This is a genomic window from Ruegeria sp. BE3 (genome assembly GCF_056538865.1).
On sequence record NZ_JBQFTW010000003.1, the window covers coordinates 1 to 17,356 of the forward strand.

Genomic DNA, 17,356 nt, shown 5'->3' on the forward strand with positions numbered 1-17,356 from the left:
CGCTTTGAGGGCTATGTATAGCCCAGTCGCGAAGCAGAACTGTCGCCATTGGTGGACAATGTGGTCAACCGGACTTTGCAAAGTCTGCTTTTCGCGCGCAACGGCTCGGAGAAAAAGCGTATGAGTACTCGCGACTGGGGCGGCGAAAACAACAGTATTCAGGCTGTTAACCCTTCGGCTCGCTTCACGTCCGCTAACTCAACTTGGTGAATAAAGATCAAGCACGGATAGCACACGTGAACGAGTCTCACGATCTTTCACAAAAAAACGTTCTACGACGCTGCGGGCAGGGAAGTCTGGCCAAGTGTCCAGCATTTCGACAATTGCCTTCTCCGCCCCCACAGTATTACCTGTTTCGTGATAGGCGGTGGCGAGCAAAAAGAGGCTTGGCGGACTCACAGGATGGCCTCGCTCTGCTGCTTTGGAAAAGGCATCGATGACTTCACTATAGTTCTCCAACATAAGTTGTGCAGCCCCATAGATGTTGTTGTATGCGAAACGACCCACGCCTAGTCGAGACCGTTGTGGATTAGAAACTTCGGCCATTAACACGGGATCATCTACAACTAGGGCCGTGATGCCTATCAGATCCAAAGTATGTCCGTCTTGAGGGCTAAGATCCAAGGCAATTCGGGCACGTCTAAGCGCTCCTTCACTATCTCCAGTCACAGCAAGGGTCCAGCCATGAGCGGCTTGCGACCAACCATCCAAGGGATCTAGCGTGGTAGCGCGTTCTGCCATTTCCAAAGCTTCAGCAACTAAAGCGGTTGAAGCGTCAGCATCGCTTGTCAGAAGTGACTTAAGTGTGAGCACCTGGGCCGAACCCGCATAACCTGCAGCAAGTTGCGGATCGAGGTCAATCACATACCGAAACGTTTCCAAGTTAATGGCTTGCCGTCGGAGGTCGAACAAAGGAAAAAACAATCCCCGTGTTTGCTCAGCTAAGTTTGCAGCCTGAACACTGGTGAATGACTTCTCCCGAAGCGCAGCCAATTCTGCGGGGTTTTTATTGGTTGCGAACTGTGTGTTCGATTGGGAACCGCGTAGTCCAAAATATCCTAGGACACATGCCAACAAAAGCGTTGTTCCGATGAGCGGTAACAGGAATTTGCGACGCCAGAAACCGCCAGAGTGCGATGATGCCGACTGGCTTTGCCCGCTAGTTGGCTTCGTCGCGACGGATGGTTCAAATTGTGGTCGATACCCCCCGGTTTGCATAGTTATGCGTAAAGGGTCTGATTTGCCCGCGTCACTGTAGTAGTTCTCCAAGGCACGCCTAAGGCGACGGGCCTCAACCCGAACGAGGTTTAGTGCCCCACCGGTCTCGTCAAGCTCCTTATCGTAGACATCTGTCGCGATAACTTTGCCCTTTATGGAGCGCCCGTGACCGTCAAGTTCCTGTTCGACAATGTATCTTAGGAAGGACTGCAGCCTGGGTGAGCCAGCAAACTCTGCGGATGAAAGGACCCGCTCAAGTGTTCGCCTAATTTCTCCAGCCTCTATCATTTCCCCAGACTCACATCCATTTTCTTATTTTTTCAGTGTTTTAATAACCATCCCGCCTCTCTGAATCTAAGCTGAACTCACCCCTAGCTCACCGTAACTCACTTTCTTTCCGCTCCACCCACCTTCTAACATATTGGCTAAAGTGAATACAAAAAGGCCACACTCAACCATGAACTGCAGGGAACTCCACGCCCTCATACCTGAGTATTCCGAGGCGGCTCTGTCCCGAGCGCTAAGGAACGAAAATGTACGTGAGGCGGTGGAAGACCTTGATGAAGTTCTTAAGCACGTAGCCCTCTCACCAGAAAAGTCTCCTGTACGAAAAGAATGGGAGACTGTTCGAGACGAGCTGCTGTCCGAAATTCGACGACTTACGCAGAGGCTCAGCGATGCTAGTTGATATCGGCGATGGTTAGGAAACGCAGGTCCTTGTCTTCAGGAACCAAGAAAAAACAAAAAACTGTGCACCAAAAAAACTCTCGGAGGATCCAAAAATGAGCCAATCACGCAACCCTTACGGGCAACGCCCCGGCGGTGGCATTACGCTGCCGGAGTATTTCCGGCCGACACCCGGCTGTACAAGCAACAACTTTTTCCCACCCAACGAGCTTTTGCCAAAAGGCGAGATGCGGATTTGTTTTCCGGGTAGCACGCCTTGGCCTCCGACGATGGTACAGTCCGGCACATGCATTGTCTTGGAGCTGGGGAACGGTACTCCATTCCCGCGCCGCCTGTTCTTTGATTTCGGCAATGGCTGCGTAAGGAATATTATTCAGCTTGGCATTTTGCCGCCGATGGTGCGCGATATCTTCATCAGCCACTTGCACGTCGACCACTATGCAGACTTGCCCTACTTCATGCCGTTCCGCGCATGGTCGGGAGGCTGGCGCAACGGTTTGCGCATTTTCGGCCCATCAGGTGACCGGCCAGAGACGGGCACCCAATATATGGTCGACAAGATGCATGAGATGATGACATGGCATCTTGAGAACTTTGACCACTGCCCGATTGGCGCCGGCTACGACACCGAAGTTGTTGAGTTCGACTACAAAGACGAAGGCGGTGTGGTTCTGGAAGAACCCGGTTTGAAAGTCACGCACTGGGCGCGAAGCCACGTGAAAAGCGGTGCGTCAGCATATCGCGTGGATTGGGAAGAAGCCGGATTGTCCTTTGTCTGGACAGGCGACGGGCGCCCTGATGAAAGCACAATCGAGTTTGCGAAAGGCTGCGATATTTTCGTGACCGAAGGACAAGCCGATCTACCGCAACTACTCAACTACAAATACGGCACGCCCAAAGAAGTTCTGGAATTCACTCTGGATACCTACCACACGCCTTACTATGCGGCGGGATATCTGATGAACGAAATTCAACCTCGGGCCGGTGTGATCTGCCACTACACCGAGGAATCGGCGGGCGAAGCCATCGCGGAAATTCGCGCGCATTGGGATGGTCTATTCCTCTTTGGTGGACCAGACACCAAGGTAATCAACGTCACAAAGGATCGTATCTGGGAACGTATGGCCCTGCGTCCGGAAATGCCGGCGATGCAGCCACCAGATCCCAGAACGATACCGTTCCCGGATGGCGAGATGCCGGATTACATTCAGATTCCGAAACCGCGTTTGCCGCGTGAGGAACAACAGGATGCCTTCCTGCGGGAACGGGAACTAGATCCGGCCCTCTACATGCCTGAGGACGTACTCCGTCCACTGACGCAGCACTACGACGAAGAAACTTTCCGCTTCGACCTCCACGCCCTGATTGCTGCGCGCGATCATACGGATTGATCTGATTATTGACTAAAAATAAGCGCCGCGTTTCTTAGCCACGCGGCGCGATCACAGTTCTTGCAAAAGGATGTAGCCATGAACAACGCCCCAAAAGAACCTGTCCCGCTGACGATCCTAACAGGGTTTCTGGGTGCGGGAAAAACTACTCTGCTGAACCGGATTTTAAAGGGTGAACATGGGTTGAAAATTGGCATTCTTGTGAATGATTTCGGCTCGATCAATGTCGATGCAGAACTGGTTGTCGACGTCGAAGATGGGATGATTAGCCTCGCGAACGGCTGCGTCTGTTGTCAAATCCGAGATGATCTCGTTGAGTCGGTCGCAGCGTTGATCGAGCGTGATGATCCCATTGAGTACATACTGCTTGAAGCCAGCGGAGTTGCAGATCCGGCAAGCATCTATATGACCTTCGTGGATTCAGCATATCGCGATCTGATACGGCTTGACAGTGTGACGTGTGTCGTCGACGCCGATCAAGTCTTTACTTATGACGACCCGGACCTTGCCAAGCTCAAGCTGCAGCAGATCGGATTTGCGGATCTTGTAATCCTTAACAAAGTTGATTTGGCAGGAGTCGAGGAAACTGCAAAGGTAAAGAGGTGGATAGACGGCTTCTTCTCAAGGGTTCGCATCGTTCCTGCCGTCAAATGTAACGTTCCACTCGAAATCCTGCTGTCTGTCGGTCGTTTCGATGTTTCTCGCGCAATGGCTGATCAAGCGCATAGCCACGACCACGAACATCATCATAAGCACAATCACGGTTCTTTCTTCAGCACCTGGAGTTATACGCGCGACGCGCCATTGCAGCGCAAAGCATTGGAACGAATGATCAAGAGAGAACTGCCTTCAAATATCTATCGCTGCAAGGGATTTGTTTACCTGGATGACGACCCGAACAGCCGTTATTTGCTGCAAGTTGTCGGGCGGCGGGTCGAGTTGACGAAAGACCGCCCTTGGGGGGGCGAGGATCCGGCAAACCGGATCGTTGCCATCGCACACAAAACAACTCTTGATCAAGCGCACTTGCGTGAGTTGTTCGATGCTTGCTCTGGTTCGTCTGTCGGGAACGAAAATAGCGAAGTTGTAACTGTCGCAACAGGATAGTTACCATGCATGAGTTGGAAATCCTGATCGTTCAAGCGGCGAGCTACATCCAGGTTCTATTCGAAGCGGCGAGCGTCATCGTTGTTGCTGCTGGAGGCATCGCCTTTGCACGAGCGTTCATTATGCATCGGAAGTCGGATGCCGAGCCTGTCGCACGGCGCATCCTTGGAAAATACCTGATTGTGGCGCTCGAACTGCAACTAGGCGCGGATATTATAGCGACTGCAACAGACCCAACAATCGAAGAATTGGCGAAACTGACAGCCATCGCCTTCGTCCGAACCTTTCTCGACTATTTCCTCGTTCGGGAAATTCGCGAGGAGAGAGTCGAGGATAAACCAAGTGAAACCTGATTTTCTAACTGAGGCCTCCAATGGACTTTGACGACGAGGACATGCCGCAGCGTTCTAACAATCAGTTGGCCGGCGAACGAACAGATCTGGCGTTCGAGCGGTCCCGGCTCGCTTCGGACAGGACGACCATGGGATATATGAGAACGGCTACGTCGCTCGTTGGTTTTGGCTTCTCTATACCCGCACTATTCAGAATTTTGACTGATGTACCTGGGTTGGAAGAGGTTCCGATAGAACATGCACGTTTTGTCGGATTATTCATGCTGATACTGGCGGTAATAATGCTATCTGTCGCCATCATACAGCAAATTACTTTTCTTAAGCGGATCTCTGATATCTCCGGAAAGCCATTTCCGATTTCACCTGCGCTGGTCTCAGCCGGGTTGATCTTGGCGGTCGCTATTTACGCTACGATCAGCATCCTTTGGAATGTGGAACCGCTGTGATGGAGTCGCCGCTGCCGTTTGAGCAATCCGTCACCCTATTCATCCATATCTTCATTACTCTAGCCATGCTTTGCATCGGGATGAGTGCAACGCTGCGCGAAATGGGTGCAACGGTTCTGGAACGTGAAAGACTACCGCGCCTTCTTGCTGCAAATGTCTTCATACCGCCCGTCATTGCAATCCTGATTATCGGGGTCTTCCCACTACCACGATCAGTTAGCGCCGTTTTGTTTTTGTTGGCAGTCGCCCCCGGCGGCATCAACGCGGTCCAATTTTCGACCAAAGCGCCGGGACAAGTCAGCGCGGCCGGGGCCCTGCTGGTTTTACTTTCAATCATCGGCTTGGTTCTTGCGCCGTCGGCCGCTCAGGTCGTTTTGCCAACCGCCGCGCTGGAACGTGTCGCTTGGGACCAACTAATGATCCGCATCGTGGGTGTGATCGGAATCCCCTTGCTTCTTGGGATTTTGATCCGACGATTTTACCCGGATGTCGCCGAGCATATCTACAAACCGGCGATGCTTATATCGACAGTCTCCTTCATTGCATCTGTCGTAGCAAGCATCAGCATCCGGCAGGAAGCCGCTGTTGGATTGGGGCCTTCGAGCCTGATCGCGATATTGGTTTTCATTCTGTCCCTAATGGCGCTCGGCTGGTTTTTAGGCGGCGAGAATAAGGAGTATCGGCAGGTCCTTGCGACCTGCACAAACCTTCGCAATGTCGGTCTTGTCTATCTACTTGTGGATGCGTGCTGCTTTGATCCGGCCTATTCAACGAGCGTTCTGGCCTTCATGATGCTGATGGTTCCAATCAACCTTGTATTCACTATTGCCTGCGCAGTGGCAAGAAAACGGCATAGCCAATCTGGTAGTGATGACAGGGGCACCAATGCATGACGATTGGGCGAACGACATCGCGAAAATATCTTGCAACCATGCTCGCTATTGCTGCTTCCACTTCTTGGGCTCAGACCGGAGAAGACGAAAAACTATCGGATGATCCGACAAAGATCGTAACGAAAATCGGCGTTCGTTATAGTGACTTTGGCACCGTATTCGGCTCGGTTGCTTTCGGGCCCGTAACGAAGATCAACGTCTCGGTCTCAGAAGACGATCAGTGGCGCGTTGGTGGCTCTTATCTCTTCGATTTTGGAATAGTTAATTTCTCAGCGTCCGAGCAAGAGCTGGAAGGTGGCGTCAAACAAACGCAATACGCCATAGGGACCTTTGTGCCGCTTGCCGCGTTGGGCTTTCAGCCTAAAGGATGGCTTTTGTTCCCGGCACTGGGAGCAAACTATACCGACGGTCGGATCGGCAACAGCGATATTGAGTTTGCTGATGCCTTTCCCGCTGAAATTGCCAGTAAGGGCGGTTATATCGGTATACTTGGCCTCAAGCCATTGTCAGAACGATGGGTTGTGAAGACCGGTGGTGTCCTATCTGCCGGTTCCAACGATTACTCTGGGTACACCGTTGGTGCGGGCGTTACCTTCAATGCGTCGCCGAACGACAGCATCAGCGTATTTGGCAGCCATATCGACAACACTTTCGGAACACGTGATCTGGTTGGTATCAGCTATACGCACGAGTTTTGACGGCAACTGAACAAAAGAAACACGGTGAGGGCAATTCACGATGCTCATTATTCTCGGTCTTTATTTTGGTATTGTTTGGCTGGTTTTTGCGAAGCTCAAAATCCTGCCTTGGAACGGGTTCTTCAAGACAGTCGTGTACGGTGGAGCTTTGGTCATCGCGTTGGTTGTTGTTGGAGCCTTAAACCACACGACACCATCCGGGACTGTGTCCGTGCAAGGTGCTGTCATCAACATTGCACCGAACGTATCCGGCCCAGTCACTGAAGTAGCGGTCACGGCAAACCAACCGGTGGCGAAGGGTGATGTGTTGTTTCGAATAGATGACACCACCTACGCGGCTGAAGTTGCCCGACTTCAAGCCTCGCTCGCATCAGCACAGTCCGCAGCAGACCAGTTACAGACAGACTATGCGGCGGCGCTTGCAGAAATTGATTCTCTTGAAGCCCAACTTTCTTTCGGTGTGCAGCGTCGCGATGACATCGTCCAGCTTACCGGACGCGGTGCTGCAGCTGAGTTCCAATTGCAGGAAGCCGTTTCAACGATTGAGCAACTTGAAGCCGGGCTGCGAGCAGCACAAGCGCGTAGGCAGAGCCTCGAACGACGCATCGCGGCTCAGGTGGACGGAGTCGACGTCGGTGTCGTTGAAGTTCAGGAGGCGCTGGCCCAAGCTGAGTGGGCGTTGCAGCAGACGGTCGTTCGAGCGCCGGATGACGGTGTTGTAACGGCGCTCTCACTCCGCCCAGGCAATCGTGTTACGACGTTACAAGGCGCCGTGAATTTTCTACTCCCTTCAGATCGGCTGCTCATTGCGGCGTTGCCGCAAAGCAGCTATCCCAACGTGGCCGTTGGCGATACGATCCGGATTGCTTTGGGCACTATGCCAGGTCAGGAATTTGAGACCACAATACGGTCAATCCCTCCGGGAACACGAGAGGGCGCGTTGGATACGAGGGGCGGGCTGCCTAGCATGCGCGAACTTACAGGCGCGTCGAGCTACATTGTAACTATCGATATCCCAGAAGGCCTTCCGTCTGATCGTGCAAAGCTTGGTGTGTCAGGAACCGCTTTGGTAATAACCGAAGGGGCTGGCGCAATCTCAGTGCTGGCGGAAATCCTGTTTTGGATCAACAAGAAACTCAACTACATCTGAGCCCAAATTCGACAAAAGGGGCAACCCGGGCTTGCAAACATAGGAAACTAAATGCGGCTGATCAGAGTATGCTTGATTGCGACAACAGTGATTGCACTCACCGTAGTTTGCTTAAGGTTGGCTTTTCCGCTGCCTGAGCAGAATTTTTCGCGGCAAACGCTGAAACTGGACGCCGATTGGGCTGGAGCATTGGGCGAAACCATTCAATATGCTCTTAATCGCAACCCCGGTCTCGACGGAGTTCGGCCTTTGGGCGATGGACGCGCCGCATTTGCAGCCAGGGCTATCCTTGCGAGAGAAGCTACCTCCTCAATCGATGCGCAATACTATATATGGCAAGATGACGTAACAGGTCTCATGCTCCTTGACGAGCTTAGGGCGGCAGCAGAACGCGGTGTTCGCGTCAGACTACTGGTCGATGACAACGGTATCTCAGGGTTGGACGATCTACTTTCAGAGCTAGACACGCTCCCCAACGCGAATGTGCGTATTTTCAATCCGTTTACGCTGAGAAAACCCAAGTTGCTCTCTTACGCATTTGACTTCAGCCGACTAAACCGGCGGATGCACAATAAGTCGATGACTGTCGATGGGGTCGCAACGATTGTTGGGGGGCGCAACATCGGCGACATCTATTTCGACTATGGGGGTGGAACGCACTACCTTGATTTAGATGCGATTGCCATCGGGCCGATTGTGGACGATGTTTCGAAATCATTCGACGCTTATTGGAACAGTGCATCTTCTTATGATGCTGGACTTTTCTTAGATCCTCCAGCCGTAGGCAGTCTGCAAGCTAAGGCGGATGCGGCACGGCGAACCGCCGTTGGCGCAGGTTACCAAAAGGCAATTCAGGATAGTGAACTGGCCGACAACATCGCAGCACATACTCTGAAGTTTGATTGGAGCGAGGTTACACTTTTTGTCGACGATCCGGCGAAGGGCTTGGGCGAAGTCAAAAGTGAAGACCTATTGGTCGAACAACTGATCGAATTCGCTAAGAGCTCACGGACTTCACTGGACCTTGTTTCGGCATATTTTATTCCTGGCGAAAGAGGCTCTAAGGTCTTGGAGGAGTTGGCCAAGTCAGGTGTTAGGGTCCGTATCTTGACCAATTCTTTGGACGCGACAGACGTCATGCCAGTTCACGCTGCGTATATGCGTTACAGATATGATTTGTTGAATAGTGGAGTAGAACTGCTGGAGCTACGAGCCTTGCGGCGGGAACATCGCGACAGAAGCCTGCCAGAGATCCTAGCTGGGTCGGCATCAGGGCTGCATGCAAAAACCTTTGGGGCGGATGGCGAGCGGATCTTTATTGGCTCTTTTAATCTCGATCCAAGGTCTGCGCATCTCAACACTGAAATGGGCATCATGATCGAAAGTCCAACGATTGCTGCATCACTGACAGAGCAATTGAACAAACCGGAATTTTCTTATCGCGTTAAGCTCAATAACGGCAATGAAATGATTTGGGTTCAAGAAGAACAAGATGGCACAGTCACTGTGCATACTACGGATCCGGAAACCAATGGCCTACAGAGAGGTCTTACTACAGTCGTCAGGTGGCTACCGGTAGAATGGATGCTGTGAGCAGTTTTTTGAATTGGTTGTATTATTGAAAAGGTCATGCTCCCTCTTCCATTCCGTACCAACGCGCCTTTTTAGTATTCAACGTAGCGCTAGACTGTTTCAGATTTTGCCGATTTTGACCAAGAAAGAGAGTGCATGGAGCTAGAAAGCGGATCACGGCCAATCACAAATGCTGATTCGAAGGCCGCTTTGTCCGCAGTGGGTAAGTTCGAGCAGGTCAGTTAACTCGCGGGCGCAGCGAATGTCTGGAAAGCGGGCTGCGACCACAGCATCGCGACACTGTACTGAACGTCAGGATTGGGCCGAGTAGTTCACGGAAAAAGTGGTAGGGACCCATACTGCGGGGCTTCCGAGGTCTGCTAGTTGCCCTTGAGTACTTCACCAATCAAATGGTTCATAACCTCCTTGTAGACCTCTGGATCGCTCCCATAGGCGATCTCAAGAGCGGCGCGATCAAACGCGGCCGACAACAGGTTAGTCAAAGCATTGATCTGTTTTGGTGAATGCTCAGGAAGAGCCCGCGAAAGCCCTTCACGAAGTTCTTCTGTTCCATTGGCCCGAGTCAATGCGACAGCGGTGCTGTGCCCTAATACCGCTGGGGCCTCTTCCATCAGGAGGCGCACTCGACCTGGAACCAACATCGCATCAAAAAAGGCATTCGATCCTGTCACCATGGCCTGTTCGGGATCGGCCACATTGCGCGTTTTCTGGTCAATATGGTGTGAGATTGCTTTGGCCTCCTCTTCTGCGACGGCGCGGAAAAGGTCAGCCTTGTCCTTGAAATGATGATACAGCGCGCCGCGGGTTACGCTGGCCCTACGCACGATGTCTGGGGTTGCAGTATCGGCAAATCCCGAATTCACAAACAGTTCTCGGGCAGCTTCTACGAGTTTGGCACGCGTTTCGGCGCGTCGGTCTGCCTGGCTGCGTCGGGCGGGTTTTTCTGTGGGCAAATCTAACGGCTCCGAATATCACTACAAGTACCTTACATACATCTTGCATGTATTTGCAAATCTATGATACATACAAAGTGCATGTAAGTTAGGGAGATCAAAAATGCGTGTCACTCAATATTACCCGGTCATTCAGTCTGAAACGGTTTCTGAGACAGCAGAGTTCTACAAACGTCACTTTGGCTTCCGCGCTGCGTTCCAGGCGGATTGGTATGTGCATCTACAAAGTGAAGTGGATTCGTCGGTCAATCTCGCGATCGTCCAGTCGGACCACGAGACGATCCCGGAGGTTTCCCGCGGTGCGTCTAAGGGCATGATCCTCAACTTTGAAGTCGAGGATGTCGACAAAGTGGATGAACGACTTCGGTCAGAAGGAGTTCCGGTGGCAAAGTCACTTGTGAGCGAGCCGTTTGGCCAACGCCATGCGATTTATCGTGATCCGAACGGGGTACTGATTGATGTCATCACTCAGATCCCACCCTCAGAGGAATTCCTGTCTCAATATGCAGCCGACGCGGTACCGTCGTAATTCAGGGTGCCGGATGGCCAGGTTGGTTCGAAGCAGTTGGATCGATTTGCCCGCGTGTAAAGGGACCAATTCTGGACAGATCAGTGGCCCTTGCCGAGCTGGCAACCTTTGGTACTGGGGCGGCCTTGTTACCTGTGCCCATGTTCGAACGCTACATCGAACACGGCCGCCTGATACAACCCTTCAGTGAAGCCGTTAAAGCTGGTAAATATTGCTTCGCCTAGCCTTCGGATCGCCCCGCAATGGATGCTATGGGTAAGTTTGCAGAATGGCTGACCGCCAACGGAGCCACTGAATTAAGTGACTTCACGGACCAGAACCGCGCAAATTGATCTGCATCAATGTTTGGACCGCAAGCGAGACTTATGGCGAACGGAAGCAGTTTGGATGAAGTCGCGGTGACAAAAGAAAAAGTTGGCCGAATTGTCTGGCACGATCTTTTCACGCCTGATGTGGAAGCTTCCAGGTCATTTTATGAAAGCGTGGCAGGTTGGAGCTATATTGTCGAACACGCCACAGATTTCGCATGGGGCGGCGGCCATAGAGATTTTGTCCTCGCCACTCTCGATGGAGAGGCAGGGGCCGGGATTGTTTCTCAAAATCAGGTGCTCTTTGAAGGGTGGATTCCTTATGTTGAAGTCGAAGATGTAGATCAGGCCGCCAAACTCGCCGTCAAGCTTGAAGGATCAGTAGTTAAACCTCCCTTTGAAGTTCCTGGGGTTGGTCGGAACTGCCTCTTACGTGATCCGCTTGGCGCATTCTTCGGTGTATCAGTTTCGCGGCACGAATATCCTGTCCCCGCTCGTCAATTTACGCATGAACACTACCTATCCCGTAGCGGCGCATTCCCAGATAACTTCTACCACCAAATGTTCGGATGGAATCTCTCACCTGCTAGAAACGTACCTTCGTCACAGAGACCAATTAGTCTAAAAGACGAAGTGTTGGCGATATGTGCAGCGGAACCTGCAGTTCCCAACAACAACGTGGCGTGGGCGCCGGGTGTTCGCGTCGACTTTCTCGAAAACGCGCTGAGCAAGATCAACTCAGGCCCAGGTTCCGTGCTTGCTCGTCATCAGAATACTAAAAACACTTTTGAGAAGGGTCTGGTATGCGAGGCAACTGGGGCATTGTGCTGTGTCGTCCAGAATTGATGCTCGGTCGCAAGGTTCGCAGTCTATTGTTTATAACGGCATCCTCAAGTGGGTCAAAAATCTCAAATCTGACTTTAGTACAAGTGTAACGCAATTCAACTTTGCCCCGATAGAGATAATACATTTAGCGCCAGTTTTCACAATCGCAGCGAAGGCAGGAAAGCGCGCTGCTAGCGAAGTGTGCGAGAACCATACTTGAGGTTCGGGTCGGGGCGATTGCACTTGATAGTTGTTAGAATTGTGAGCGCGCAACATATTGATGCGAAACGGCATTGTTTGGGTTTGTGAAGAAAGGCCGGCTATTCTAGGAAACCGTCAATGGTCGAGGCGACATCAACGGCGGTTTTCACATCCGACATGCTGGTGTTGTCAAAGGCGCTGCCGTTTTCGACGCTTGGTCTGAGCCGCTCAAAAATGGACAGGATTTCCTCTTCCAGTTTGGCCGGCTTTTCTTCAGACCAGCCGGCCTTGGTTTTTGCGATATCCGTCGCAAGTTTCATCAGATCAAGGCGCTGAGGCAGAGTAAGCATTGGTCGTTTCCGGGCCTGGTTGCGATGTCAGGACAATCCTACGCACAGCGGTTGAACGGGCAGAGTGAGTCACCGTTAAATCCCTGAAGGCCGAACCTCAGTCCAGCGCCCCGGTTGTGCGCAGCGCCTCGGTCATTTTCTGTGAGATGTCCGATGGCACATGCCAGATCGCGTAGAGCGTCCGGATAAACCGGTCTACATTGGGAATGTTGGTCTTCAGGGCCAACAGGGTTGAAGCCAGGTCGGCGTCCGGTTCCGTGTAAGGGACGCACATAAGCTCAAGCACTTCAGAGCCATTCCACATGCCACCACCGACCTTGCGCGCCGCTGACCGCGCACCGCTGTAATCACCTTTCATGAAACAGATCAGGAACGTGCTTGCGTGGTACCAGCCGGGCGGGTTGGGGCTCAGCTCGATCGCCCGGGCGCTGAGTCTGGTAGCCTGATCGAGATCTCCGCGCAGGGCAAAGCAGGCCGCCAGATCGGCCAACATGTCCGGGTAGTTCGGGTTGGCCCGCAAGGCTTTATCTGCCGCCTCTTCAAAACTCTCGAACTCGCCGCGGTGAAAATGGGTTAGGAATAAAGCGTGCTGGCCGGTGGCATTCAACGGATCCAGAGCGACCGACCGCTGTGCGGCCTCCAGCGCGCGATCAATGGGCGGGGGGGACTTGTGAAAATTGAAACCGCCGCGCACTTCGTCCCCGTAGACAATCGCAAGCATCCCCCAGGCCCCGGCATATTCGGGATCGATCTCAACCGCGCGCTCCAGCAGGTCGCGAACCTTCTTGTGTTTTTCGGCCGTGGGTTCACGCCAATATTCGCTGGCCAGCAACCTGCACTGATAAGCGTCCAGCGTGTGCGTCTGCGCCCTGCGCTGCACGGCACCCGTTCGATGGATCACTCCGTGGGGTTCCGCGATTTCCGTGGCGATCCGGGCGGCGATGTCGTCCTGAATTTCAAATAGGCTGTATGCGCTCAAGTCGCGGTCATAGGTGTCGGTGGAAACCTGTTGGCCGGTTTCTGCGTCAATCAGCTGGGCGGTCACGCGCAGCTTATTGTCCCAATGACGCACGCTGCCTTCAACCAGATACTGTACATCCAGTTCGCTTCCGACTGCGCGCGGATCGCGGCCGCGCCCGCGAAAGCGAAAGGTGACGTGCCGGGACAGCACACTCACCTCGCGAAACCGGGCGATGGCCGAGATGATTTCCTCGGTAAACCCGTCGGCCAGATATTCCTGCGAGGGGTCTCCACTCAGGTTGTCAAAGGGCATAACCGCAACCGCAACCCGACCTGTTGCCACGTGGGGTGTTTCGGCATCGGTCCGGCGTTCGGGGTCAAATGCGATCTCAAAAACCGGGGCGTAGGAACCCTTGGGAATATGAATTCGAACTGGGTCTTCTCGCCCTTCCTGTGCGTAGTAGAGATCCAGCCGACTGCGCATTTTATTGGCCTGAACCCGGACAATCGTGTCGATGGTGGGGTCGAAATCCTCGGGCTTGTCGAATACGTCAATGCCGATTGCATAGCCTTTCAGCGTCTCGGACCGGCCGGCCAGCGCTTCGCCGATAATATGCGACAGAAAGCGGTTCAGGCGTGTGGTATCCGCAAAATGCGGACTGACGAGGATGCGCTTCAACTGTTCCTGAATGGCGCGCGGATCTATGGCAGAGCTTACTTCGGCAAGCATGTTTCCCTCCGTCGCTCAACTTTGTCCGATGACGGGCCTCGTCACAAGACAGCCCGGCGGTTTAACCGTGACTCACTCGGACGCCTGCCGGGGATTTGCGAGGGTCCGGGTCATGGCGCTCAAACGGGCCCAGCAAAAATATGACCCATGAAAGGACTGAACCATGACAACATTTTCCGAATTCGTACAGAAAGCCAAAGACGACTATACCCGTGTTGAGGACGAGCTGAAATCGTTCGAACAGAAGGTCAAGGACGCGGGCAACGCGACCGACAAGTGGACCCAGGAACAGGTGACAAAGCTGCAATCCGACCTGCAGGAAGCAAAAGACAAGGTCACCGACCTTGCCGACCGCATCCAGAAAGAAGGTGAGGACGCCGTGACGGACGCACATGATCAGGCAAAGAACCATTGGGAGGCCCTGCACGCCGCCGTTGCCGCCTATCGCGACCACCTCGACAAATCGGTCGCCTGACCATGATCCCGGAGGTCGACATGACTGATTCAGTTAACGAAACCTTACCGAAACCCGCGCTCATGGAAGAGGCCGCCGGTTGGCAGCCTCAACCGTTCTGGCTGATCGTGCTTGGCGTCGCCATGCTCTGCGTTGGGCTGTGCGCCGTAACCTTCCCACTGATGTCCACGCTTGCCGTCGAAGCCTTTGTCGGCGTGGCCCTGCTGGGCGGGGGCATCGTCACAGCGATTCAGGCATTTGCGGAAAAGGCGTGGAAAGGGTTCTTCTGGCTGTTGGCCATCGGTGTTCTGAACGTACTTGCAGGGCTTGTCTTGTTGCTTGATCCGTTCAGCGGCGTTCTGGCACTGACCCTTGCGCTTGGCGCGGTTTTTCTGGCCGAAGGTGTGTTGCGGATCGTAATTGCCATTCGGTCGGGTCAGGAGCGGCCCATGGCGCTGATGATTGCGTCCGGCGCGATGGCCATCCTGCTTGGCGGCCTGATCCTGTCCGGTATCGTCAATGGCACGTCCCTTGTTCTGCTGGGGGTTCTTGCCGGCCTGAACCTGATATTCGCCGGTGTATCCCTGATATCTTTGGGGCTGGCGCAGCGGTCCTTGGCGCATGGGGGGCCGCAAACTTAAGCGCGCCCTGGCGAACCCGGAATGGCAGGGGCATCTGATGCTCCTGCTTTCCGTTTTCACTGCGCCGCTATATTCCTTGCCCGGCGCTCACCGCCCGGGTGTCTTCAAACAGCCAGACCATGCGGTCCAGAAACCACAGCTTGCCACCCATAACCAGCAGCAACCCCAGAAGCGTCGGCCAGATTTGAAGCTGCCAAAGCCCCCAGACCAAGGGGCCGATACCGACCGCGCTGACTGCGGCCAGAACAAGAGGCATCTGGTGGTGCCTTGCAGGGATCGGCGATTTCGCGCGCGCAAGCCAGATCCGTTCCCCAAGTACACCTTTGGACATCCAGTTATCCGGATTGGCCGTTTTGCGGAAGGCGCGCGGGTTCCACCATGTCCAGAAGACAACAATTCCGATTGGAACAAGGCACCACCAGCCCAGCCAAACCCGGCTCCAGACGGCCAGAACGAACAGGGGCGGGATGCTCAGACGGCTCCAGCCGCTCCACGGGTTGGTGTGTCGGTCCCAGACGACGTCGGACATCGTCATGAGCTGTGCCAGAATGCTGCGATCGGTCATCGAACCCTCTTCCGAAGCTGGATCGCAATTATGGCCGCTTCTGCCCGTGTCGGCCAGAGCGGCAGGCAACGCGCGCCACCCTGACCATGCGCGTCAAAGACCCGAGATATCCACATACACCCGGTAATCCGCGATCCTGTCCTCGCGAAAGTTGAACCGTGCAGCAAAGCGCACGTCGTGTGTGCTTTGGTCCTTGCGCGTGTAGTGAACGGTGCCGTCGCAGAACGCGGTATCGCCGCTGGACCAGATGCCGGTGATGGTATGTTGCATACCCTGGATCGTGGCAAAGAATTCCGCGTTCGCGGCTTGCACGGCTATGCGCCCGTCAATCTGTTCGAAATTGCCAAGCTGGAATTTCACGTCTTCGGTGACATGCTCGACAACGCCGGCTTCGTCGAGCGCGTCAACCGCTGAATAAAGGGACGCGATCCGGGGCGCGTGAGCCGCTGTGGTGGGGGCCGTGATTTGCATGTTTTGGTTTCCTTTTCGGTTTGAAAGTTATCGGTGGGTCTAAGTCTGGTTGGCCTGTGACCGTCGGTGCAGGACCGGCGGGAGTTTCAGGTGGCCGTTGGTGACGGCTAGCCCAAGGAACAGGATTGCGAGGGACCCAAGCAGTCCGAGGCCAAGAGGTTCCCGAAAGACAATTGCCCCGATTGCGATGCCGGAAAGCGTGGCAAAATAGCCGACCTGCGCGAACCCAACGCCATCCGTGCGCCGCTGTACTTCGAAGGTCAGCGCATAGCAGAGCGCGGTGATGGATCCGATGCCGAAGATTGCGCCAAGCAGGGCAGGGGGCACCGAGACGTCGCTGATTGTGCTGCCGCGTCCCAGTAACAGGGCGGAAATCAGCAACAGCTGTGACAGAAGCGTTCCGGTCGCCAGCCCCAACGGATCGCCGCCGGGCGGGTAGGCATAGCTGCGAAAGACGTTGCCGCAGGCCAGAAACAAGGGCCCCAAAAGCGACAGGGCAATCCACGCCGGCTCGACACCCGACAGGTCAAATCCACCCATGGTGGCAAGGCTGACCCCTGCAAGGCCGATCAGAATACCAATCAGGCGGTGCAACGGCAGCATCCTGCGCGCGATCAGTGCCGTTATCGCAAAGGTAAACAGCGGTGACAGCGTGACGAGGGCGGAATAGAACCCAAGGCTTACGTGCTCCAGCACCAGAAACCCGATCACAGCGGGGCCGCTGACACCGAAAACTCCGGCACCGACATAATAGGGGATGTGCCGCGTGTCGAGCGCCACGCGCTTCTTCGGCAGCAAACACAACGCCAACAGCGCGATGCTTGCCAGAAAAA

The 17,356-nt window shown here is 54.1% G+C and carries 19 protein-coding genes; 12 read left to right on the top strand and 7 right to left on the bottom strand.

Features of this window, described 5'->3' with window-relative positions; translation table 11 throughout:
- Positions 1-198 precede the first annotated feature (198 nt).
- Positions 199-1,269 (bottom strand): tetratricopeptide repeat protein, encoded by a 1,071-nt coding sequence (locus ACR0AZ_RS09680; protein ID WP_480471052.1) that lies wholly within the window; start codon positions 1,267-1,269, stop codon positions 199-201.
- Between the two features lie 731 nt (positions 1,270-2,000).
- Between ACR0AZ_RS09680 and gntH the strand changes: the two genes are divergently transcribed.
- From gntH to ACR0AZ_RS09720, 8 genes are all read left to right on the top strand, one after another.
- Complete coding sequence (gene gntH, locus ACR0AZ_RS09685) at positions 2,001-3,296, top strand: guanitoxin biosynthesis MBL fold metallo-hydrolase GntH (protein ID WP_152456705.1); 1,296 nt, start codon at positions 2,001-2,003, stop codon at positions 3,294-3,296.
- 78 nt (positions 3,297-3,374) lie between these two features.
- Positions 3,375-4,403, top strand: a complete 1,029-nt coding sequence (locus tag ACR0AZ_RS09690; RefSeq protein WP_480471051.1) for a CobW family GTP-binding protein — start codon at positions 3,375-3,377, stop codon at positions 4,401-4,403.
- A gap of 5 nt (positions 4,404-4,408) precedes the next feature.
- Positions 4,409-4,756: a DUF1622 domain-containing protein gene (locus ACR0AZ_RS09695; RefSeq protein ID WP_152456707.1), complete on the top strand. Its 348-nt coding sequence runs from the start codon at positions 4,409-4,411 to the stop codon at positions 4,754-4,756.
- 20 nt (positions 4,757-4,776) lie between these two features.
- Positions 4,777-5,202 carry a YidH family protein gene (locus ACR0AZ_RS09700; protein WP_152456708.1) on the top strand — a complete coding sequence of 142 codons (426 nt, stop codon included), beginning with the start codon at positions 4,777-4,779 and terminating at the stop codon, positions 5,200-5,202.
- The gene (locus ACR0AZ_RS09705; RefSeq protein WP_480471049.1) at positions 5,202-6,095 is read left to right on the top strand and encodes a bile acid:sodium symporter family protein; all 894 of its coding nucleotides are present in this window, start codon (positions 5,202-5,204) and stop codon (positions 6,093-6,095) included. The genes ACR0AZ_RS09700 and ACR0AZ_RS09705 overlap by 1 nt, the downstream gene beginning before the upstream one ends.
- A gap of 38 nt (positions 6,096-6,133) precedes the next feature.
- Entirely contained in the window at positions 6,134-6,793 is a 660-nt protein-coding gene (locus tag ACR0AZ_RS09710) for a hypothetical protein (RefSeq protein WP_480593091.1), read from the top strand.
- Positions 6,794-6,833: 40 nt separating this feature from the next.
- Positions 6,834-7,943 (top strand): HlyD family secretion protein, encoded by a 1,110-nt coding sequence (locus ACR0AZ_RS09715; RefSeq protein WP_170791980.1) that lies wholly within the window; start codon positions 6,834-6,836, stop codon positions 7,941-7,943.
- 51 nt (positions 7,944-7,994) lie between these two features.
- Positions 7,995-9,536, top strand: a complete 1,542-nt coding sequence (locus tag ACR0AZ_RS09720) for a phospholipase D family protein (RefSeq protein WP_480471047.1) — start codon at positions 7,995-7,997, stop codon at positions 9,534-9,536.
- A 359-nt stretch (positions 9,537-9,895) separates the two neighbouring features.
- Here the strand turns inward: ACR0AZ_RS09720 and ACR0AZ_RS09725 are convergent, their stop codons facing one another.
- The gene (locus tag ACR0AZ_RS09725; protein ID WP_480667319.1) at positions 9,896-10,489 is read right to left on the bottom strand and encodes a TetR/AcrR family transcriptional regulator; all 594 of its coding nucleotides are present in this window, start codon (positions 10,487-10,489) and stop codon (positions 9,896-9,898) included.
- 103 nt (positions 10,490-10,592) lie between these two features.
- Between ACR0AZ_RS09725 and ACR0AZ_RS09730 the strand changes: the two genes are divergently transcribed.
- A complete protein-coding gene (locus tag ACR0AZ_RS09730) occupies positions 10,593-11,018 on the top strand; it encodes a VOC family protein (RefSeq protein ID WP_480667320.1) in 426 nt (141 codons plus the stop codon).
- A gap of 365 nt (positions 11,019-11,383) precedes the next feature.
- Positions 11,384-12,172: a VOC family protein gene (locus ACR0AZ_RS09735; protein WP_480667321.1), complete on the top strand. Its 789-nt coding sequence runs from the start codon at positions 11,384-11,386 to the stop codon at positions 12,170-12,172.
- Between the two features lie 299 nt (positions 12,173-12,471).
- Here ACR0AZ_RS09735 and ACR0AZ_RS09740 read toward each other — a convergent pair whose 3' ends face one another.
- Together ACR0AZ_RS09740 and ACR0AZ_RS09745 are read right to left on the bottom strand one after the other, a co-directional pair.
- Entirely contained in the window at positions 12,472-12,702 is a 231-nt protein-coding gene (locus tag ACR0AZ_RS09740; RefSeq protein WP_480667322.1) for a hypothetical protein, read from the bottom strand.
- A gap of 97 nt (positions 12,703-12,799) precedes the next feature.
- The gene (locus ACR0AZ_RS09745) at positions 12,800-14,392 is read right to left on the bottom strand and encodes a tetratricopeptide repeat protein (protein WP_480667323.1); all 1,593 of its coding nucleotides are present in this window, start codon (positions 14,390-14,392) and stop codon (positions 12,800-12,802) included.
- Positions 14,393-14,555: 163 nt separating this feature from the next.
- Between ACR0AZ_RS09745 and ACR0AZ_RS09750 the strand changes: the two genes are divergently transcribed.
- Both ACR0AZ_RS09750 and ACR0AZ_RS09755 read left to right on the top strand, forming a co-directional pair.
- Positions 14,556-14,867, top strand: a complete 312-nt coding sequence (locus ACR0AZ_RS09750; RefSeq protein WP_170637314.1) for a hypothetical protein — start codon at positions 14,556-14,558, stop codon at positions 14,865-14,867.
- A gap of 20 nt (positions 14,868-14,887) precedes the next feature.
- The gene (locus ACR0AZ_RS09755; RefSeq protein WP_480667324.1) at positions 14,888-15,487 is read left to right on the top strand and encodes an HdeD family acid-resistance protein; all 600 of its coding nucleotides are present in this window, start codon (positions 14,888-14,890) and stop codon (positions 15,485-15,487) included.
- Between the two features lie 67 nt (positions 15,488-15,554).
- On the opposite strand, the gene ACR0AZ_RS09760 is transcribed toward ACR0AZ_RS09755, so the two are convergent.
- The 3 genes from ACR0AZ_RS09760 to ACR0AZ_RS09770 form a co-directional block, all read right to left on the bottom strand.
- Positions 15,555-16,052, bottom strand: a complete 498-nt coding sequence (locus ACR0AZ_RS09760; RefSeq protein ID WP_480667325.1) for a DUF6653 family protein — start codon at positions 16,050-16,052, stop codon at positions 15,555-15,557.
- Positions 16,053-16,145: 93 nt separating this feature from the next.
- Complete coding sequence (locus tag ACR0AZ_RS09765) at positions 16,146-16,523, bottom strand: nuclear transport factor 2 family protein (RefSeq protein WP_480667326.1); 378 nt, start codon at positions 16,521-16,523, stop codon at positions 16,146-16,148.
- Between the two features lie 39 nt (positions 16,524-16,562).
- A complete protein-coding gene (locus ACR0AZ_RS09770) occupies positions 16,563-17,351 on the bottom strand; it encodes a DMT family transporter (RefSeq protein WP_480667471.1) in 789 nt (262 codons plus the stop codon).
- Between the last annotated feature and the right edge of the window lie 5 nt (positions 17,352-17,356).